This window comes from Coriobacterium glomerans PW2, from assembly GCF_000195315.1.
GTDB classification, from domain to species: Bacteria; Actinomycetota; Coriobacteriia; order Coriobacteriales; family Coriobacteriaceae; genus Coriobacterium; species Coriobacterium glomerans.
The window spans coordinates 679,167-698,098 of the sequence record NC_015389.1 but is presented as its reverse complement, the minus strand read 5'-3'; the positions used below and the strand labels follow the sequence as shown (position 1 = coordinate 698,098).

Below are 18,932 nucleotides of genomic sequence, written 5' to 3'. Positions count from 1 at the left end.
GATGCGAGGTTTCGATAAGAGGAGATAACAGATGGACGATGCGACCGCCCGGGCGCTCATCTCGCTCGACAACGCCTTCTACCGCGAGCATGCGAAGTCGTTCTCCGCGACGCGGCAGGCACCTTGGCCGGGATGGAGGCGTCTCATAGAGCTGATCGAAGAGGATCTCTCGCTGCGCGCGGCGGGCGCGAGCCTCAGCGTATTCGATCTCGCCTGCGGAAATCTGCGCTTCGAGCGCTATCTGCGCGAGGAGCTACCGTCTGCGGATCTGACGTTTCATGCTTGGGACAGCTGTACCCAGCTCGCAAGGGTTACCGCGGAGACGCCACGCGTCGACTTCGTGCGCATCGATGTACTCGATGCGCTCATGAACCCGAGCTGCGCCCCGTGCTGCACGGTAGCGGGCCCGACGTGCGATCTGACGGTGTGCTTCGGCTTCATGCATCACGTGCCCGGGATGCGGCTGCGCGAAGCGGTGATCGATCTGCTCATCGAGAGGACGCGGCCGGGCGGCATCATAGCGGTGTCCCTGTGGCATCCGCTTTCGAGCGCGCGGATCCGGCGGCGCGCGCGGGCTTGCATCGAGGCGGCGCGCACGCAACCTCCGTTCGCAGGCTATCGGGCCGAGAGCATGGACGAGGGCGATCTGCTGCTCGGATGGGATACGGACTTGGGCCCCAGACGCTTCTGCCATCATTTCTCCCAAGAGGATATCGCGGCGCTCACCTGCGATCTCGCACGGCGCGGAGCGATTCTGCGACATCGCTTCACAGCAGACGGGCGGCAGGGCGATCTCAATACCTACCTCGTACTCGAGAGATGCCGCGCCGTATCGCATCGGTGCCCTCGGTCGGAATGAGCCGGAGCCATCATGGGATCGACACATATTCGCGTGCCGAAAAACTTCGTGCTCGAGGAGCGACTCGAGCGCTTCGGGGACCTGATCGAGCAGCGTCCCGAGAAGCTGATCGGCAGATGGGCGAAGGCATGCTGGCCTATCGGCGATAAGATCTGCACCGGAGCATTCGATCGCGTGCACCTCGATCTGGGTTGCGGAAAGGGAGCGGGTATCGTCGAGCTCGCGCGACGGTCGAGAGAAACCTTGTTCATCGGTATGGACACCGAACCGATCTGCATCGCCTATGCCGCCCAGCATGCAACCGAGAGCGGATTGCGCAACATCGTGATCGTTCCACGCGGCGCGGAATCGATCGACGCGCTCTTCGCGCCCGGTGAGCTCTCGCGCATCGAACTCAACTTTCCCACACCGCACCCGAAGCGCCGCCATGCCCACCTGAGGCTCACAAACGTCGATCATCTCATCTCGTATCGCCGATCTCTCGGCCCGAACGGTCTCATAGCTCTGCGAACGGACAGCCTTCCGCTCAGAGACTACTCGCTTCTTCAACTCGATTGCGCCGGCTACGAACTCGTGTGGATCTCCGACGATGCCGCTTCCGAACGAAGCGACTTCGCCCGAACGGAGTACGAGAGCCGCCTGATCGAGCGCGGAGCGCCCGTATACGGCATATGCGCTCGGCCCGGCCGCGCCGCGAGATCGGAGCGGATCGAGGCGGCGCGACGGCTTGAGCAGAGCCTCGTCGGATATCTGCCGAGCGATCTGTCCTCTTTGGGCTACGTTCCGCTCGGGATGGAGGCAACCGTGCGCAATCTGCTCGGCGAACGCCGGAATCTGTCGCGCTGAGCGGACTCGATCGGGCTGGACAGTGAGAATCTTTCTGTCGGTGGCAAGATGTGCCTCGATGCGGGCATAGTGATACATGCCCCCAGATGAACCCGTCGAAGGGCGATGGCAGATCCGCTTCGCATGAAGCTGAAAGGAGTCAATCGGATGGATATCAAACATGTCACGGTGGCCGGCGCGGGCGTGCTCGGCAGCCAGATCGCATTCCAGATCGCCTACAGAGGATTCGATGTGACCGTGTGGCTGCGCAGCGAGGAATCCGTCGATCGCGCGCGACCCCGTCTCGAGCGGCTGCGCCGGACCTATCTGGAGACGCTGGAGGCCATGAAAACCGATACGAATGCCTATTCCCGGGGTCTTGTGGACTCGCCCCACGTCACAGCCTCGCAGCTCGACCAATTGAAGGAGCGCGTCGAGCGCGCCGCTGGATCCATTCGGCTCACCACGAGCTATGAGGAGGCGGGCCGCCAAGCTGATCTGCTCATCGAGGCGATCTCGGAGAATCCCGATGACAAGATCGCGTTCTACGAAAAGATGGCTAACCATCTGCCGGAAAATGCGATCATCGCCACGAATTCGAGCACCATGGTGCCGAGCCGGTTCGCGAAATTCACGGGAAGACCTGAAAGATACCTCGCGATGCACTTCGCGAATCAGATCTGGCGACGCAACACCGCAGAGATCATGGGACATCCCGGCACCTCGAAGGAGGTTTTCGATGAGATCGTCGAATTTGCAAAAGCCATCGCCATGATCCCGCTCGTATTGCACAAGGAGCAGCCTGGCTACATCCTGAACACCCTGCTCATCCCCTTTCTCGCTGCAGCGGAGCAGCTCATCGTCGACGAGGTCGCGGACATCGAGACCATCGACAAAACGTGGATGCTGGCGACGGGCGCACCCGTGGGCCCGATTCGCAGCATGGATATCATCGGGCTGCGAACCATGTTCGAGATCGGCAATCTGGACAAGCGCGCCAAGGATCCGGGCTCCGTACAGGGCAGGATCCAGAGAATGCTGAAGCAGCACATAGATCGAGGCGAGACCGGCGTCGAGTCGGGCAAGGGCTTCTACTCGTACCAAAAACGCGTCTGATCTCGTCTGCTCGACACCGTTGTCCGCCACAGCGCTAACCGACCGGGGGATTTCGCTTGCGTTCCCGATCTTGACCGGCGAGAGCCGCTCCGATGCGCGCTTGGCTCATAATGGTTGCAACTATGAGCGAACAGAAGTGCAGATCTCTGGAGGCCCCTCGCATGGAAGCAGATCGAGTCGGACGTTTCCCCTTGGACGGCGGTGCGGCGAGCGCGTTTGCCGCGGGCGGATCCGGCGAGCGAGAGCCCGCCTCGCTCGGTGCCCTCGCCCCGAGCTGGTGGGAGCCCGAAGTCGGTGAGAGCGCCGAGGAATGGCTCACGGCCGATGAAGCATATGCGCGCTTCAGCCAATGGACGGCCGACAGTGGCATCGTGCTGTGGTCGCATCAGGAGGAGGCGCTGATCGATCTCGCGGCGGGAGACCATGTGATACTCGGTACGCCGACCGGCTCGGGCAAGTCGCTCGTCGCGCTCGGCATGCTTTTTATGGGACTCGCGCGCGGACGGCGATCGTACTATACGGCACCCATTAAGGCGCTCGTGAGCGAGAAATTCTTCGATCTGGTGCGCATCCTCGGTCGTGACAGCGTCGGCATGATCACCGGCGACATCCATATCAACACGGATGCGCCCGTCATCTGCTGCACCGCCGAGATCCTCGCCAATCAGGCGTTGCGCGAGGGATACCGCTGCGACATCGGCTGCGTGTGCATGGACGAGTTCCATTATTTCACCGATCGCGACAGGGGATGGGCTTGGCAGGTGCCCCTGCTTTCTATGCCGCGAACACAGTTCATGCTCATGAGCGCCACACTCGGCGACACGCGCGATCTTGCCGCAGCTCTCGCCTCATGGACCGGTACCGAGGTCGACATCGTCGCCGAGGCTGACCGTCCTGTACCTCTCAGCTGGGAGTATGTTGAAACTCCCCTAGAAGGTACCGTTGAGCTCGCCCTTCGACGCAATGAGGCACCGCTCTACATCGTCCACTTTTCTCAAGACAGCGCGTTGAGATCGGCTCAGGCACTCGCGAGCTTCGGTGTCGCGAGTCGCGAGCAGCGAGCGCGCATCAGAGAGGTCGCGCGCGATACGCGCTTCACGACCGCGTTCGGCAAGATCCTGAGACGCCTGATCACCTCGGGAGTGGGTGTCCACCATGCCGGTATGCTCCCCCGCTATCGCCTGCTCGTCGAGAAGCTCGCGCAGCAGGGGCTTCTGCCCGTCATCTGCGGAACCGATACGCTCGGCGTCGGCATCAACGTCCCGATACGCACCGTCATCCTGACCGCTCTCACAAAATACGACGGACACCGGGTCCGTCGGCTTCGAGCCAGGGAGTTCCAGCAGATCGCCGGCCGCGCCGGACGAGCGGGCTTCGACACCGAGGGGATGATCATCGCCGAAGCCCCGCCGCATGACATCGAGAACGCTAGGCTGCTGGCGAAGGCGGGCGATGATCCGAAGCGGTTGCGCCGAATAAAGCGGAAGAGGCCGCCGGAGGGCTTCGTGAGCTGGAACCAGCAGACATTCGAGCGGCTCATCGAGACGCGCCCGGAGATCATGAGACCCCGCATGCGGATCACCCACTCGATGGTTCTGTCGATGGTCGAGCAGGGCGGTGACGCTCTCGAACACGTACACGAACTCATAGAACGCAGCCTTCAGACCGATGAGGAGAAGGCCCATCTGGCGATTCGCGCCGACGAGATCATGCAGACGCTCATCGACACCGGCGTCGTGGTGCGTCAGATGAGCGAAACGGGCGAGGTGGACTACGCCCTCATGATAGATTTGCCCGAGGACTTCGCTCTCGACCAGCCCCTATCACCGTTTCTGCTCGCCGCGCTCGAGCTGCTCGATCCGGACAGCGAATCCTATACGATGGATCTCATCTCCATGGTCGAAGCCACGTTGGAAGATCCCCGGCAGGTGCTGCGCGCGCAGGAGCGCGCTGCGCGAGATCGCGCCATGGCCGAACTCAAGGCCGACGGGGTGGGATATGAGGAGCGGCTCGAGAGACTTGCGGATATAACCTATCCGCAGCCGCTCAGAGACATGCTCGACGTCGCCTTCGCCCGCTACTGCATCAGCGTGCCCTGGGCCAACGACTACTCCCTGTCGCCGAAATCGGTGCTGCGCGACATGCTCGAGTGCGCCTCTGATTTCAAGGACTATATCCAACGCTACCGGATCGCCCGATCCGAGGGGGTCCTGCTTCGCTATCTCGCTGAGGCATATCGTTCACTCGGCCGGACGATCCCACATGAGAAGCGCACGGAGCAACTCGACGACATCATCTCCTGGCTTGGCTTCGTCGTGCGCTCCATCGATTCGAGCCTCATGGACGAATGGGTGGCAGCCGGCGATCCCACCGCGCTGGATGCGGCGCCGCCCGCAGCGAGCGATATGGTCGTTGCGGACCGGCGGGGGCTCACGTTGCTTGTGAGAAACGCCCTGTTTCGCCGAGTGCGACTCGCGGCACGCGGGCGCGCCGAGGCGCTCGGTGAGCTGGATGGCGCCTGGGGCATGCCCGAGCTGCGCTGGCGCCGCGCCATCGCGGCGTTCTTCGACTCCCATGACGAGATGCTCATCGACGCCGATGCGCGCTCCTCGGCGTTCCTCGAGATCGATGAGTCCGACGAGCACGCGACGCACCGCTGGCATGTGCATCAGATCTTTTCGGACTCAGACGGCGATCGCGATTTCGGCATCATGGCCGATGTCGATCTGGACGCCTCGCAGGAGGAAGGCGAGGCCGTCTTCGAAAACATGCGCGCCGGAGCGTTTGAGGATCTGGTTGATCCGGAGCAGCGATGAACTCGCCTGTGTCGATTCGATCCTGAAACACGCGGGGACCGGCGTCGCCGCAGTCGATATGGACGACGGCGAAGACAGCCAGCGCTATAATAAGATCCTTCTTGCGCCGGCGCTCGGAGCGGTGCAGCGCGTGGATCTCGCGTTCGTTTATCTCGATCGTGCGAAACTTCGCGCGCATCAGCAGAGAAAGATGACATCATGGCTATGGGGCTCGTAGCACCGACAGCGGTCGCAGCGCTGTTCAACCAATGGGACGATACGCTGATCTGGTCGTGTCTGGATGAGACGATGGGTGTGCTCATCGCCGATGATGCAGACCGGCCGTCCGCAGCCGCAGCGCTGCTCGGCGACTTCCGGTTCTGCGCGGGCGCGCCGTGCGAAGGGCTGCTGCGCTTCGATCCCACCGGAGCGGCGCACGACGTCGAGATCGTGGTGCCGCACGACGCGGCATGGGAGCGCCTGATCGCGGAGAACTTCGGTGCGGCTGCGCGGCCCCACGTGCGCTACGCGACGCGCAAAGAACCGGATGTCTTCGACGAACAGCTGCTGAGTCGGCTCACCGAAGCGCTACCCTCAACCGTCGAGCTGCGCGACCTTGACGACGAAGCGCTCTTCGAGGCGTGCCGCACAGCCGCATGGAGCCGCGATCTCGTGGCCAACTTCGGCAGCTTCGAGCGTTATCGCCAACTCGGCATCGGCGTCGTCGCCCTCAGCAACGGGATCCCCGTTTCCGGCGCATCATCCTACAGCCGCTATCGCTTCGGCATCGAGATCGAGGTGGACACGATGCCCGCCGAGCGCCGCCGCGGTCTCGCGCGCGCCTGCAGCGCCCGACTCATCTTGCGCTGTCGAGAGCGCGGCCTGTACCCGAGCTGGGACGCGCACAGCCGCGCATCGCTCGCGCTGGCCGAGCAGCTCGGCTACCATCTCAGCCACCCCTATCCCGTTTTCGAGGTCACGCGGAGCTGACGCGGCGCTTAGCGCCCGTCCGGGCCCTCGGGCGTGCAGGGCCCCACAGGTCGCGCCTTTCGAGCTCTGTGAACACATGGATTGCGGCAAGCTCACTTCGTGCTCAGCGGCTGTCCCTCCACATCCTGGTCGTCGCGCTTGAGTATGAACAGGGCATATATCCCGGCGACCGCGACGATTCCGGCGATCAGCAGGAAGGTGCTGCTGTAGCCGATCCCGTCTCGAACAGCGCCGAGCGGCGTCGAGAAGATGATCTGACCGATCTGGGCGGCGATCTGGAAGCCGACCATGTACAGCGTCGCTGAGACCTTTGTATCGAAATGCAGCGTGAAGTAGCGGAACAGTCCAACGACGAACAGCGCGGTCTCCGGGGCGTGGAGCAGCTTGATGAGCGAGACTCCCACCGGATTGGTCACCAGACCGCAACCCCCGATGCGCACGATCATGATGACGACGCCCAAAAGCAACGTCCTGCGCACGCCGGCGCGCCTCATGAGCCAAGGCACACAGGCCATCATGAGAGCCTCGAGCAGAACCTCGAGCGAGTTCAGGGCACCGTACATAGCCTGACCCGTCGACCCGTTGAAGAACTTCGTATAGAAGTCCGGGAACATCTGCTGGTCGAAAACCGTGTAAAACGTCCAGCTCAAGATGATATAGGCGATGATCTGCCACAGAGCGCGCAGCTTGAAGACAGACAGGATCTCCCTGAGCGAGGGGGTCGTGCGATTCTGCTCGCTCTCCCGACCGTCGGAGATGCGCGCGCAAGAGGCGCGGCTGGATGCGCCGTCGCAGATCATGACCACCAGCAGCACCGTCGCGATCGCCGAGGACGCCCAGAAGACGAGATAGGGGCTCACGACGAACAACAAGCCTGCAGCCAGCGCAGACAGCGCGTAACCGAACGAACCCCAGGCGCGCGCCTGCCCGTACTCGAACCCGAAGCGGCGACTGAAGCGCTCGGTGACCGCCTCGAACGTGGGTGAAGCGGCCAGAAAGGCGAATGACAGATACACGGCTCCGATCACGGTGCCCGCATAGAAGCTGCCATGGAGCAGCGGCGCGTAGATCCACGTGAAGAACGGACCGAGCAGCATCTGCAGCGCGGCGCAGACGATGAGCAGGGTCCGTCTGATGCCCAGATGATCCTGAATCGCCCCATAGAGGAACATCACGACAAGCGTCGCCGCGGAGTTGAACGAGTAGATCGTGCCCACCTCGGCACCGGAGAAGTGCAGGGTACCCGTGAGCCAGATCTGGAAGAACGACCACCAGATCCCCCATCCGGTGAAGAATAGCAGAATGATCAGGGAGCTTGAGCGATAACAGGGGTTTTTGAAGGCATTGGTTCTTTCGGTAGCCATGGTGGATCCTCTCACGCGCTCAGTGTATGAGCGCTCACGGAGATGCGCGCCGGATGAGTGGATCGCACCTGATGGCTGGGCGCGGCATCTGCATAGTAGCGTTCCGTGAACGTCGCCGCTCCGGAGTTGACGAAGATCTCCACCGAACTCGTATCGACGATGATCTGAAGACGCAGGTGCTCGACAGAGCCGATCTCAGCGTATCTATCGCTAGCTGCGCCCCGTTGATGGACGCTCAGCTCTCCGGTGCGCTCGCTGAAGGTCAGCGAGACGAGCGCGTCGCCCTCGCATTCGAGCACCCAGCTGATCTGGTCGCATGAACGATCGAGCGAGACGTCGAGATCGAGCTCGAGGTGCTGGGGGTCGGGTACCTGAAGCGTCACGGATCCGACGACGTCCATCGTCTCGTTGATCACTTCGGCCTTCCGAAGGTGCGCGAGTTCGCGAACCGGCACGGCACCCAGTGTGTCATCGTCCATTATGATGAGTTCGCGGGGGACCGTGAGCATACCGGCCCATCCATCGCTCTGCTCTGGCATGGGCGCGCCGAACGAACTCATCCACCCGAACTGGATCCGACGACCGTCCGGAGCCAAAAAACTCTGAGGCGCGTAGAAGTTATGACCCGAGTCCAGCTCATGCAGCTCGCCGCGATCCAAGCGCGCCGCTTCGTAATCGAGCTGACCGATGAAGTACGCGTTCTGATCGACGTTGAGGAAGCGATGATGCGCTGCCGGCATCTTCTGGGGGGAGCAGACCAAGACATCGCGTCCGTTGAGACGGAACAGGTCCGGACACTCCCAGATCGCCCCCTCGCTGGCCGCATCGGCGGCGCGCGAGATGACCCCGATCGACTCCCAGCGCATGAGATCATCCGAGCGATACATCAGCGCCCGACCACGCAGATCGGCTGCATCCTGACTGCCGATGACCGCGTAGTAAGCATCGCCGAGCTGCCACACCTTCGGATCGCGGAAATGCTGCGAGTTATCCTCGGGTGCGCAGATCACGGGATTGCCCTCGAATTTGGTGAAGTTCACGCCGTCATCGCTCCAAGCGATGTTCTGGTTCTCCCAGAAATGCTCCGGATCGCCGTCGCCGTAGTAGTGCTGACCGGTGTAGATCACATAGAGTCGTCCATCTCGCACGATCGCAGAGCCGGAGAAGCAGCCCCCCTCGTCCTCGGGATCACCCGGAACCAAGGCGGCCGGCAGCTGCTCCCAGTGAATGAGATCACGGCTGCGCACGTGGCCCCAGTGCATGGGCCCCCACTCAGCAGAATAAGGATGAAACTGGTAAAATACATGGTAGAAGCCCTTGAAGAAGCATAGACCGTTCGGGTCGTTCAGCCAGCCGCCTGGGGTCGCGATATGGAATCGCGGGCGGAAGCGCTCGTTGGTGACCGCGATCGATCGGGATTCGTCTATGATCTGCATAGTTGACACGACCTCCGATATAGCTATTTGAACACCCTTATCTCATAAAATTGTAGCAACGTCGCCGCATCGATCAAGGATCCCGCTCGATGGTATCTGGTGAGCGGTGGCGGCACCGGCTCCGATGAAGCCGATATCGTTGCCATCAAATTAAATGCGACTTCGGCGCAATCTTCGCGACGAGAATAACGTATGATGAATGAAATGCCATACATCTGGGGAAAGGACGCATATTCATGGGAGTCGCAATCTCGGTAGTGGTTTTGATCTTCCTGATCTTCGGTGTGGGCGGATCGTTTTTCTCGGTCAAGCAGCAGAGTGCCGTCATCATCGAGCGTCTCGGGAAATTCGACCGCATCGTCGGTGCCGGGTTTCATGCTCTTGCTCCATTCATGGATCACAAGGCTGCAACGGTCTCGCTTCGAACCATGAAGAACGGCTTTGACATCGATGTGAAGACGAAAGACAACGTCACCATCGGCCTCGAGGTCTCCGCGCAGTACCATGTGAGCTACGAGATCGGTGCCACCCAGCAGGATTCCGGCGTCTACAAGAGCTACTACATGCTGCAGCAGCCCGTCGCGCAGATGCGCGATTTCATAACCGACGCGCTGCGCTCATCCATTCCGGTCTACACACTCGACGAGGTCTTTGCCAAAAAGGACGACATCGCCAAGGACGTGAACGCAACGGTCTCCGAGCAGATGGCCGCCTACGGTTTCACGCTCGTCTCAACGCTGCTCACCAAGATAGCGCTGCCTGCCGAGGTCGAGGAATCGATGAACAAGATCAACGCCGCGCAACGCACGAAAGCGGCAACTCAGGATCTCGCGGAAGCGGACCGCATCCGTCGTGTCACCGAAGCCAGAGCTGAAGCCGAAGCCATGGAGAAAGCCGGCGAGGGCATCGCCAACCAGCGCAAGGCGATCGCAGTGGGCATCAAGGACTCGCTTGAGACCATTCAGGAGACCGGCGTCGGAAACAACGAGGCAAATCAGCTGTTCATGTTCACGCAGTGGACCGAGATGATGATCGAGTTCGCGAAGACCGGCAAGAGCTCAACTGTGGTCCTGCCGAACAGCTTCGAGCAGAGCGCCTCGATGTTTCAGCAGATGCTCGCAGCCGGACGGGCAGCCGACTCCGCGCACGACTCTTCTTTATCGAAGGAGAAGGCTTAGGTCCGCCGGGCCCTCTATACGAGGTCCAAGTCTTTGAGCGTCCAGTAGATGCCATCGTGGTCATTGTCCCGATCCGTCAGCAGCGGCAGGCGGCACTTCAGATCAACGGGTGCGTTCGCCATGAGATAGCCTTTGCCCGCCGCTTCGAGCATGGGCACATCGTTGTAGCTATCTCCGAATGCGATCGAGAGCTCAATCGGGAGGTTCCACAGGGCGCACAGCCTTCTTATGGCGGCGGCTTTCGTGGTTCCCATAGGCATGACCTCGATGAGGATATCAGATGACTTCACGATCATGAGATCTGAGAAATGCTCCCCAAGCCGCCGCTCGATCTCATTGGTCTCGGCCGGGTTGCAGATGCATAAAATCTTTTGCACCTCATCGCGCTCAACCGACGCGATGGCACCCTCGCGCGAGCGCGCCATGACGATGCTTTCCTCATTGAGAATCCGAGGATCGGATCTGTCTTGGCTGATCCAATCCTCAAATGAGAACGCGCACCACACCATGTCGAGGTTGTTCGACTCGATGAAGTCGACTACGTCGGCCGCTCGATCCCTGGTGAGGCCATCGTGGTAAATGACGTTACGGTGCTCATCCAAGATGACCCCGCCGCTGTAGGTTATGACGGGACAGCGAATGCCGTTTTGATCCAGCAGCGGGTAGGTTCCGGTGATGCCTCGCGCGGTGACGATCACGAACGGGATGCCGTTGTTTTGAACGGTATCGATGGCTTGCCGGGTCAGCGTCGTGATCTGATGCTCGGAGTTGAGAAGCGTGCCATCGATGTCGGCGAAAATCACAGTTTCCATGCCAATCCCCTCCTGCTTATACGTTGTACATAAGCAGCGCACATCGTTCATACATGATTCCTGCGAATCGACCTCGAGAATACCATAGCCCCGCTCGGCGTCAAGGATCCCGGCTGGATTCGATGCGGAGGATGGGACGCGACATGTGCTCTTCGTCGATCATCGCTTCAGGACCACTCGGGAGTTCTCGGCGCAGCCGAGATCATCTGCGGCTCGGCGAGGTTCCGATTATACAAGCCTGCCGCGACAATGGTCGATCATATGCTGAATCATCTGCGCGGTGTACCCTGTGAAATCTCGTTTCCGTGTTTTGAGTGCCCCGTCTGCCAGCTCGTCGAACTGGATCTTGACCTTCGCGTATCGTGTCACGGTGACCGGCTCGGATTTCGTGAGACACTCCTCCCGCATCTTGGAGGCACCGAGACCGAAGAGCAACCGTGGATTGAACATCACGTGGGGCTCGTTCCGCTCATCGCTGTAAACGCAGATCGCCTTGAGCGCTCCGATCTGATTTGCTGCGAGACAACCTGCATGTTCCAGCGATGCCAGCGTATCGAGCAGATCCTTGGCGAGCGCGGCGTCCTCAGCGGTAGCCGGCTTCGCGGGCTGGGAGAGGAGAGCCTGGTCTCGTACGAGCTCTTTGATCATAGAGTTCCCTTCAGTTGGCATTCAAGATGCAGCAACGAATACAGAGGGCATTTTACCGCGAAAGCCTCAGACCGAAAACTTCAAAATACGTTCGCGCGCCAATCAGATCCATTTACTCGCTGCCAGACGCGAATTCAGCGGAACACCGATCGTAGTCGGTAGCTGCAGAGATGTTGGCGGTTACGGGATAGAGCGTTCGATGAAGGTCATGAGCTCGCGAACAACACCCTGTGCGCCTCCCCCTTGGCCCCCGGTTGCGCCTCCGGTGCTTTCAAGTCGCCCCGCATTGCAGTCGCATTGACACCAGCAAATCGGAAGCGGCGCATCGAGCGCCTCCCTGAGATGGGCGCCGATGCGCGCAGACAGTTCGGCGGGAACGGCGAAGACGCGTAGATCGCCATAGTCCGCAAGCGTGCAGACCAGATCGCAGGGGGCCGATGTTGCACCGAATACGTCCGTCTCAAGGCGACCATCCCGTCGGCAGGCGGCCTTGAGAGAAAGCGTTGAGATCCTCGGTTCGCGCAACGACAGCGGGATCTCTTCGACGACCTTCGGCTGAGCGACCAGATCTGCTCTCATCTGAGCAAGATCTCCGCTATCCTGAGGAGTTGTCGAAAAGCAACCCGGCGCATCAACCGAAGCTCCGATCATGCACACCGGCCGCACACCCCAGCGCAATGACAGATAATTTGCAAGGTAGATCGCGAAGTCGCCGCTCACATCATCGTTTCGAGAACCCAATGCGGCCGGATAACAGGGAAGCCCGCATAGCCCCGCAACTCCGCACCCCCTCCCATCGCGAAATTCAAGGGTGAAGACCTCCCGATCGGCCACCTCATCCAACGCGCGGCGGCTCGCAAAGAAACCCTCGGGCATGTATCGAATCGCGTGGGCGCTGACCTCTACCGACGGATGCGCGAGACAGTCCTTGACGCTACCGATGATCTGCTCAGCGATCATATCCGAATGTCGCTGATCAACCTCGATGTTGTAATCGGCATCTGCCGCGCGCAGCGCAGCTGATGAAGTGCGGACAGAGGCGATATGCACGGCATCAAACGCCGCGCTCGCATCATCGGCGATACGCCGGCGCAACCGCATCGCACGCGCGCGATCGAGACCCGCGCACTCGATCGAGATGAACACGCTGCGTGCACCCGCAACCTCCATGATGAGCGCCGTGACATGGGAGCTGTCTCGACTCCTCGCCGCCTGCGCGTCATCTGCGCTCGCTGAGTCGACATGCGGGTAGAAATCATCCGCCGGCTTCAGGCGACGGGTCGCCGTCGCCACACGTAGCAGCCCTGTTGTATCCGGACGTTGCTTGACCTCTTCCAGTTGCATTCTGATGCCCCTTCACCCCATGCAGCCGTCGACGCGCGACAACATGCCATCAAATAATGACCCCTCTATTTGAACGAGAATTCCCCCCGACAGTGAAATCCTACGATACTTGATGGATGATCTATTCACTAATTGTATAATCGGATGGATTATCCAGATAAGTGGCTTTTTTAAAACAATATCCCCGCTCAATTGCTTATACTGTTTCAACACGTGTTTAAACAAACCCAAGCTAATATGGATCGTCCATGCAACTGATTGAGATTCAAGTACAATTAGCTGTTGATTCATCCAACAGTAAAGGACCCACTCATGGACGCGTTCACGCAAATGGAGCTTCACAAAGAAGATCTGTCCCCCCGAGAGCAGGAAATCTACCGACTTTTTCGCGACAACCCCGAGGAGATCGCCGCGAGCAGCTCCACGGCCATCGCGAAGCGGTTCCATGTGTCTCAAAGCGCGGTGAGCCGATTCTGCAAAAAGGTCGGGTTCAGGGGATATGGGGACTTTCGGATAAACATGGTGCTCTCATTCGAGATGCGAAACAAACCGAGGAGCAGGCAGAGCAGGGCACGAGAGGATATCGCCGACGATATCGCCGCCTATATCCGCGAGATTCGAATCGTGGCGACCGATCAGGCGCTGGGCCAGTTATGCAGTCGGATCTCACGTGCTCGTCTCGTCTACACCATCGGGCAGGCGGCGAGCAGCTTGGGAGCGCGCTATCTTGCATTTCTGCTGGTTGAGCTCTCAGTTAGGGCTCAGTTCGTGTCATCCGGATGGGAAGAGCAGATGCTTTCCTGCATGACCGACGAGGATCTCATCATCATCTTCTCGGCGCGAAATCCGTCGCAGCAGCGCTTTCTGAAGGCGCTGCGGGCACGCGGAGAAAAGCTGCAGCCTTCTGTGATGCTCATCACTCAGACGGCGCGCCATCCGCTTCGCTCGCTCGCCGATGACATCTTCGTTCTGCCGACCAGGCAGGCGGGCCGCGCATGCCGGGTCGGAGGCTGCTCTGCCTCGATGCTGTACTTCGACCAGCTGCTTGCAGACGCCATGACCAGAGCCATGAAGACGGCCGGGGCCTTGGACCTGAAGACGGAAATGGATCGCGCCGAAGACTCAGCCGCGAACACTGCGTAGCGCAGCCATCGCCTCGGCCGCTCTTTCGGTCACCTGTGCGAAATCTCCCGCACCGATGAGCTCGGGAGCGACCATCCAGGTTCCCCCGCACGCTATGACCTCGGGAGCCGCGAGGTACTCCTTGATATTTCCCATGCTCACCCCGCCGGTGGGAATGAAGCGGTGACCGGTGAAGGGCGCGCTGAGCGCCCGGATGGTCGCCAGACCGCCATATTGCGCGGCGGGGAAGAACTTCGTCACCGTGAGACCGAGCTTGCGCGCGGCACCGACCTCAGTGGGCGTCACCGCGCCCGGCAGCACGGGCACGTTCCGCTCGATGCATGCCTTCACGACTTCGACGTCGAGATTTGGTGCGACGATGAAAGCGGCTCCGGAAGCGACGGCGGCGTCAACCTGCTCGACGCTGATCACCGTTCCGGCGCCCACGATCATCTCGGGCTGCGCCTCACGCATGGCGCGAATGGAGGCCGCCGCCGCATCCGTGCGAAATGTCACCTCAGCCGCAGCCATGCCCGCTGCCATGAGCGCATCGGCCATCGGTGCGGCGCTTCGCTCGTTCTCGAGCACGATCACCGGAACGATACCCAGTGCCTCGAGGTCTTTGTAGAACGTCTCAAACATAGCTGTTCCCTTCTCAGCGTGGTCTGTCCGGATGCACCAGCCGCCCTCCCCTCGGAGCCGCTCAACGCGATACGCGCATCCCCGATCGATGCGTCGCCACCGCGGAGATCTCCTCCTCGCTGACAAGGTTGGAGTCCCCCGGAACGGTGAGCTTCAGGATCGAGGCGGCGATGGCGTAGTCGAGCGCGCGCTGCGGGTCCCAGCCCGCAAGCATCGCGTGAATGAGACCCGCATTGAATGCATCGCCGGCAGCGACCCCCTCGACGACATGGACATCATGCACAGGGCTCAACCAGTGCCGATCTCCGGCGGCGCTGTAGAGCATGGCCATCCACTGCGATCTCTCGACGCACTGGATGTCGCGCACGACCGAGGCGACCGCGGCGCAGCCGTGCGCCCGGCAGATCTCGCGCGCCATCTCAATATAGCCGTCGCGCTCCTCGATGCCGTGTTCGAGCGACCCCGTGACGCAGGTCATGCCGAGCCCGGCGGGAGCGTCCTCATCGTTGGCGATGAGGACGTCGACGAGATCGAGCAGCTCGGCCATGGTGCGCTGCGAGCGCGCAGGCGACCACATCTTGCCGCGGTAGTTGACATCGCACACCGTGGTGATGCCGCGAACGCGCGCCGCGCTCAAGCCCTCCTTGCAGGCGAGCGCCATCTCCTCGGACACGGCTGGCGTAACCCCGGAGAAGTAGAACACGCCGACGCCCTGCAGGATCTCGTCCCAATCGAAGACCGTATGGGAAGCCAGGCTCATCGCGGAGTATCGCCGGTCGTACACGCAGCCGTTGCCCCGCTGCGAGGCACCGATCTCGAAGAAATAGGCACCCAGCCGATCTCCGGCGCGCACGACGCGGTTCGTATCGACCCCGTATGCACGAAGCGATCGCAGCGCGCACGCCCCGATCCGATTGTCGGGCACGACCGAGACAAAGGCGGCCTCGTCGCCCTGGTAGGCGAGTGACAACGCGGTGTTGGCCTCAGCCCCGCCATAGCGAACGTCGAATTCCGCCGCCTGCTCGAGACGCAGATGGTCTTTGGGGGACAGACGCATCATGATCTCTCCGAACGTCAGGACCGTGCGACCCCCGTCACCGCCTGTCGCCGTGATTCCAAGCAAGCCGTCATCGCCCATGTTGTTCCCTCCGAGTCGAGATTCGCATCCACGCTTCTGGTTGTTATGCTGTTTATCTTTACGAAATCGATTTCTTGATCAAACACTGTACAGTATAGTCGTCTGCGCTGCCCGTGCAAGGGCGCGCGAAGCGGCTCCGAGCGGAGCCGCCCCACGGCAAGAGCGTCAAAGGATCGGGGTCACGCGTGGCACGTATGCGCATACAGGATATCGCGGCGGAAGCCGCCGTGAGCCCTTCAACCGTATCTAAGTTCATAAACGGGCACTATGATGCCATGTCCGCGTCCACCCGGTCGCGCATCGCCGAGATCATCGAGCGCACCGGCTACCGCCCCAGCAGCGTGGCGCGAAATCTCAGGCTCGATCGATCACGTATGATCGGCGTCATACTGGCCGACATCAGAAACCCTTACTCGAGCGCCATGCTCGGCGAGCTCGCGGATCGATCTGCCGCAGCTGGATACACGCTCACCTGTGCCATCAGCGGCAACAACCCCTCAAAGGAAGCCGAAGCCGTCATGCGGCTCGCAGAAGCGGGCGCGGACGGTCTCATCGTGAACACCTGCGGCGGCAACGACGAGCTCCTCGCCGATACCTGCGACCGCGCGCCTGTCGTCCTGCTTGACCGCGACGTTCCCGGCGCCTCGATCGATCTGGTCACATCGGACAACGGCTGCCTCGTCGCGGCGCTGCTCCAAGAGGTCATGCGCGACGGGGTCGACGCATGCTGGCTGCTCGACGAGCACAACGATGCGAGCTCGGTTCGGCGCGAGCGCACCGCGACATTCGAGCGAGGTCTCAGAAGCGCATGCGCACGGGGAGGTTGCATCGCGCTCGCGCGGAACGCATGCGCTGCCGCAGCCCAGCTCACCAAGATGAGCTGCTCCTCCGGCGGATCTCCGATCGGCCTCATAGCCATCAACGGCCTGGTATTCGAGAGGCTCGTCGAGGCGCTCGCGGTTGCCGGCATCGATGTCCCGGGAGCCGCGCGCATAGCCACCATCGACGAATACCCTTGGAATCGCGTCCTTTTCGGCGGCGTCACGACGGCGGCGCAGGACATCGCCGGGCTTGCCGCGGCAGCCCTCGAGCTTCTCATCGAACGGATCGAGAGAGGTCGAGGCCCATGCGGCAGCAGAAGGCGCATCGAGATCCCCGGGAACATCATCGCACGGCGATCAACGCGCACAGACAGCGGCCCCACGACGACGACCCCCCAGCCGCTCCGAGCTCACAGGTGAGCGAGCAGCCCCTCGCGCAGACCGAGGAAGATCGTCAGGATCAGCATGTCCGCCGCCCCGCCGAGGCTGAGATTTCGCTTCAGAAACTCATGATTCATGTCCTGCAGCGCCGCCAGGCCGGCTGGCGCGGCGGCGCCGCCTGCATCCAGCACCGCCTGCGCCTGTCGCTGCGCCCAGAGCACGATCGCCTGATCCATCCCGGATCGGGACAACAGGTTGGAGTCCGTCTCATGCGCGGCTATAGCCATGAGCGTATCGAGCAGCCGCTGATTTCTCGTGCCGCGCGCGCCTCTCAGCGCCGGCAGACCGAAGTCGAACACGCATGGGAAGCCCGCCTCCGCTTCGCCGCGCACACCGGTCGCACCCAGCAGCAGATACTGCTTCTCGCCAGCCGTCAGCTCGCGGGCGGGCTTGGACGATGTCCCCGCGAAATCAGCCGCGCACACCCCGGCCATCATGATCCGTACCGTGCTTCGGATATCGGCCGAGGTGAGCGAGGCGCGAGCGGTCGAGGCGACCAGGATCCCGAGTGAGAAGATCGCGCCCTTGTGCGTGTTCGCGCCCGCGGTCGCTTCGAGCATCGCCCGCTCGGCGCTCACACCGAGCGGGCGCAGCGCTTGAAACATATCCGGATGCGTCGAGATACCGGTGTCCGCACCGATCGCCGCGCATCGCTCGAAATACGCGCGCAGAGTCTCAGCGCTGTCGATGAACATGAAGACGTCCATATCCGGATGCGGACCCGAGCTCGAAGGATCGACCAGACCCGGCTTCGGGTTGACGCACACCTCGTAGAGCATCGCGCGGATCGCCTGCTCGGCGAGAAGCGGGATCTCGGCAACGCCCATGTCAAGCTCGCGCATCGGCTGCTCCTCCGAGCGCGGTCTCGTAGATCCGTCGGATCGCGCCGTACAGCTCCTCGAGCGAATGGCGTCGTGAGCGCGCGCACTCCTTGGCGGGGCAATCGCAGACCAGACAGGTGCGCGGCAACATCCCCAGCCCGACGCGCGATAGCGCCGATGCGCATCCAGCGCGCAGGACATCGACATCGAACAGCCTGCCCAGCGCGTCCTCGTCCTCGAATGCCACGGCGCGGCGCTTCGCGCTGAGAGGATCTTCGTTCGTGAGCGCGAACAGGGTGCATCCCGTGGCCCGGCGTCGGTCTTCGTAAATCGAGGCGTCGAGAAAATGCGCCATGAGGCGATCCGCACCGCTTCCGAACAGATCATCCAGACCCGGTGTGTACTTGATCGGCCCGGGGATGTTGAGGGTTGCGACAATGAGCGCCTTGTCAGGATGGCGCTCGAGCACCCTGCGCTCCAACGTCGCGCGCTCGTCGCGATCGGCCAGCACCTCTTCGATGCCGACCGGGACGCCGCCGCGGAAAAGCGGGTCGATCGAAGATCGATGTGCCATCGCTCG

18 protein-coding genes are annotated in these 18,932 nt (G+C 61.7%); 9 read left to right on the top strand and 9 right to left on the bottom strand.

Annotated features, from left to right (window positions below):
* Positions 1–31 precede the first annotated feature (31 nt).
* The 6 genes from CORGL_RS03035 to CORGL_RS03010 all read left to right on the top strand — a co-directional run bounded on the left by CORGL_RS03035 (position 32) and on the right by CORGL_RS03010 (position 6,585).
* A complete protein-coding gene (locus CORGL_RS03035; protein WP_013708452.1) occupies positions 32–859 on the top strand; it encodes a class I SAM-dependent methyltransferase in 828 nt (275 codons plus the stop codon).
* Positions 860–871: 12 nt separating this feature from the next.
* Entirely contained in the window at positions 872–1,705 is an 834-nt protein-coding gene (gene trmB, locus CORGL_RS03030) for a tRNA (guanine(46)-N(7))-methyltransferase TrmB (protein WP_013708451.1), read from the top strand.
* Positions 1,706–1,852: 147 nt separating this feature from the next.
* Positions 1,853–2,800: a 3-hydroxyacyl-CoA dehydrogenase gene (locus tag CORGL_RS03025; RefSeq protein WP_013708450.1), complete on the top strand. Its 948-nt coding sequence runs from the start codon at positions 1,853–1,855 to the stop codon at positions 2,798–2,800.
* 161 nt (positions 2,801–2,961) lie between these two features.
* Positions 2,962–5,616, top strand: a complete 2,655-nt coding sequence (locus CORGL_RS03020) for a DEAD/DEAH box helicase (protein WP_013708449.1) — start codon at positions 2,962–2,964, stop codon at positions 5,614–5,616.
* Positions 5,585–5,833 carry a hypothetical protein gene (locus CORGL_RS03015; protein ID WP_172633521.1) on the top strand — a complete coding sequence of 83 codons (249 nt, stop codon included), beginning with the start codon at positions 5,585–5,587 and terminating at the stop codon, positions 5,831–5,833. Before CORGL_RS03020 ends, CORGL_RS03015 begins: the two co-directional genes overlap by 32 nt.
* Positions 5,821–6,585, top strand: coding sequence for a GNAT family N-acetyltransferase (locus CORGL_RS03010; protein ID WP_041738553.1), 765 nt, complete (start codon positions 5,821–5,823; stop codon positions 6,583–6,585). The genes CORGL_RS03015 and CORGL_RS03010 overlap by 13 nt, the downstream gene beginning before the upstream one ends.
* A 92-nt stretch (positions 6,586–6,677) precedes the next feature.
* On the opposite strand, the gene CORGL_RS03005 is transcribed toward CORGL_RS03010, so the two are convergent.
* Positions 6,678–7,949 (bottom strand): oligosaccharide MFS transporter, encoded by a 1,272-nt coding sequence (locus tag CORGL_RS03005; protein ID WP_013708446.1) that lies wholly within the window; start codon positions 7,947–7,949, stop codon positions 6,678–6,680.
* A gap of 11 nt (positions 7,950–7,960) precedes the next feature.
* The gene (locus CORGL_RS03000; protein WP_013708445.1) at positions 7,961–9,385 is read right to left on the bottom strand and encodes a glycoside hydrolase family 32 protein; all 1,425 of its coding nucleotides are present in this window, start codon (positions 9,383–9,385) and stop codon (positions 7,961–7,963) included.
* A 236-nt stretch (positions 9,386–9,621) separates the two neighbouring features.
* Here CORGL_RS03000 and CORGL_RS02995 point away from each other — a divergent pair, with 236 nt between their 5' ends.
* Entirely contained in the window at positions 9,622–10,563 is a 942-nt protein-coding gene (locus tag CORGL_RS02995; protein WP_013708444.1) for an SPFH domain-containing protein, read from the top strand.
* 14 nt (positions 10,564–10,577) lie between these two features.
* Here the strand turns inward: CORGL_RS02995 and CORGL_RS02990 are convergent, their stop codons facing one another.
* The 3 genes from CORGL_RS02990 to CORGL_RS02980 all read right to left on the bottom strand — a co-directional run bounded on the left by CORGL_RS02990 (position 10,578) and on the right by CORGL_RS02980 (position 13,367).
* Positions 10,578–11,375, bottom strand: coding sequence for a Cof-type HAD-IIB family hydrolase (locus CORGL_RS02990; protein WP_041738551.1), 798 nt, complete (start codon positions 11,373–11,375; stop codon positions 10,578–10,580).
* Between the two features lie 228 nt (positions 11,376–11,603).
* Entirely contained in the window at positions 11,604–12,023 is a 420-nt protein-coding gene (locus tag CORGL_RS02985; RefSeq protein WP_013708442.1) for a peptide deformylase, read from the bottom strand.
* A 180-nt stretch (positions 12,024–12,203) separates the two neighbouring features.
* Positions 12,204–13,367 (bottom strand): hypothetical protein, encoded by a 1,164-nt coding sequence (locus CORGL_RS02980; RefSeq protein WP_013708441.1) that lies wholly within the window; start codon positions 13,365–13,367, stop codon positions 12,204–12,206.
* A 312-nt stretch (positions 13,368–13,679) separates the two neighbouring features.
* Here CORGL_RS02980 and CORGL_RS02975 point away from each other — a divergent pair, with 312 nt between their 5' ends.
* Positions 13,680–14,510 carry a MurR/RpiR family transcriptional regulator gene (locus CORGL_RS02975; RefSeq protein WP_013708440.1) on the top strand — a complete coding sequence of 277 codons (831 nt, stop codon included), beginning with the start codon at positions 13,680–13,682 and terminating at the stop codon, positions 14,508–14,510.
* Here CORGL_RS02975 and eda read toward each other — a convergent pair.
* Both eda and CORGL_RS02965 read right to left on the bottom strand, forming a co-directional pair.
* Positions 14,490–15,131: a bifunctional 4-hydroxy-2-oxoglutarate aldolase/2-dehydro-3-deoxy-phosphogluconate aldolase gene (gene eda / locus CORGL_RS02970; protein ID WP_013708439.1), complete on the bottom strand. Its 642-nt coding sequence runs from the start codon at positions 15,129–15,131 to the stop codon at positions 14,490–14,492. The two genes, CORGL_RS02975 and eda, sit on opposite strands and share 21 nt — an antisense overlap.
* Positions 15,132–15,192: 61 nt before the next feature.
* Positions 15,193–16,269 carry a sugar kinase gene (locus CORGL_RS02965; protein ID WP_013708438.1) on the bottom strand — a complete coding sequence of 359 codons (1,077 nt, stop codon included), beginning with the start codon at positions 16,267–16,269 and terminating at the stop codon, positions 15,193–15,195.
* A 194-nt stretch (positions 16,270–16,463) separates the two neighbouring features.
* On the opposite strand from CORGL_RS02965, the gene CORGL_RS09335 reads away from it, so the two are divergent.
* The gene (locus CORGL_RS09335) at positions 16,464–17,510 is read left to right on the top strand and encodes a LacI family DNA-binding transcriptional regulator (protein ID WP_049777674.1); all 1,047 of its coding nucleotides are present in this window, start codon (positions 16,464–16,466) and stop codon (positions 17,508–17,510) included.
* Here the strand turns inward: CORGL_RS09335 and CORGL_RS02955 are convergent.
* Both CORGL_RS02955 and citX read right to left on the bottom strand, forming a co-directional pair.
* Complete coding sequence (locus tag CORGL_RS02955) at positions 17,501–18,373, bottom strand: triphosphoribosyl-dephospho-CoA synthase (protein ID WP_013708436.1); 873 nt, start codon at positions 18,371–18,373, stop codon at positions 17,501–17,503. The genes CORGL_RS09335 and CORGL_RS02955 overlap by 10 nt on opposite strands.
* The gene (gene citX / locus CORGL_RS02950) at positions 18,360–18,926 is read right to left on the bottom strand and encodes a citrate lyase holo-[acyl-carrier protein] synthase (protein ID WP_013708435.1); all 567 of its coding nucleotides are present in this window, start codon (positions 18,924–18,926) and stop codon (positions 18,360–18,362) included. The genes CORGL_RS02955 and citX overlap by 14 nt, the downstream gene beginning before the upstream one ends.
* Positions 18,927–18,932: the final 6 nt, after the last annotated feature.

Excerpts from the sequence above, each read along its gene's own strand:
- CORGL_RS03035 (WP_013708452.1), top strand. The coding sequence starts at position 32 with ATGGACGATGCGACCGCCCGGGCGCTCATCTCGCTCGACAACGCCTTC.
- trmB (WP_013708451.1), top strand. The coding sequence starts at position 872 with ATGGGATCGACACATATTCGCGTGCCGAAAAACTTCGTGCTCGAGGAG.
- CORGL_RS03025 (WP_013708450.1), top strand. The coding sequence starts at position 1,853 with ATGGATATCAAACATGTCACGGTGGCCGGCGCGGGCGTGCTCGGCAGC.
- CORGL_RS03020 (WP_013708449.1), top strand. The coding sequence starts at position 2,962 with ATGGAAGCAGATCGAGTCGGACGTTTCCCCTTGGACGGCGGTGCGGCG.
- CORGL_RS03010 (WP_041738553.1), top strand. The coding sequence starts at position 5,821 with ATGGGGCTCGTAGCACCGACAGCGGTCGCAGCGCTGTTCAACCAATGG.
- CORGL_RS03005 (WP_013708446.1), bottom strand. The coding sequence starts at position 7,949 with ATGGCTACCGAAAGAACCAATGCCTTCAAAAACCCCTGTTATCGCTCA.
- CORGL_RS03000 (WP_013708445.1), bottom strand. The coding sequence starts at position 9,385 with ATGCAGATCATAGACGAATCCCGATCGATCGCGGTCACCAACGAGCGC.
- CORGL_RS02995 (WP_013708444.1), top strand. The coding sequence starts at position 9,622 with ATGGGAGTCGCAATCTCGGTAGTGGTTTTGATCTTCCTGATCTTCGGT.
- CORGL_RS02990 (WP_041738551.1), bottom strand. The coding sequence starts at position 11,375 with ATGGAAACTGTGATTTTCGCCGACATCGATGGCACGCTTCTCAACTCC.
- CORGL_RS02985 (WP_013708442.1), bottom strand. The coding sequence starts at position 12,023 with ATGATCAAAGAGCTCGTACGAGACCAGGCTCTCCTCTCCCAGCCCGCG.
- CORGL_RS02980 (WP_013708441.1), bottom strand. The coding sequence starts at position 13,367 with ATGCAACTGGAAGAGGTCAAGCAACGTCCGGATACAACAGGGCTGCTA.
- CORGL_RS02975 (WP_013708440.1), top strand. The coding sequence starts at position 13,680 with ATGGACGCGTTCACGCAAATGGAGCTTCACAAAGAAGATCTGTCCCCC.
- eda (WP_013708439.1), bottom strand. The coding sequence starts at position 15,131 with ATGTTTGAGACGTTCTACAAAGACCTCGAGGCACTGGGTATCGTTCCG.
- CORGL_RS02965 (WP_013708438.1), bottom strand. The coding sequence starts at position 16,269 with ATGGGCGATGACGGCTTGCTTGGAATCACGGCGACAGGCGGTGACGGG.
- CORGL_RS09335 (WP_049777674.1), top strand. The coding sequence starts at position 16,464 with ATGCGCATACAGGATATCGCGGCGGAAGCCGCCGTGAGCCCTTCAACC.
- CORGL_RS02955 (WP_013708436.1), bottom strand. The coding sequence starts at position 18,373 with ATGCGCGAGCTTGACATGGGCGTTGCCGAGATCCCGCTTCTCGCCGAG.
- citX (WP_013708435.1), bottom strand. The coding sequence starts at position 18,926 with ATGGCACATCGATCTTCGATCGACCCGCTTTTCCGCGGCGGCGTCCCG.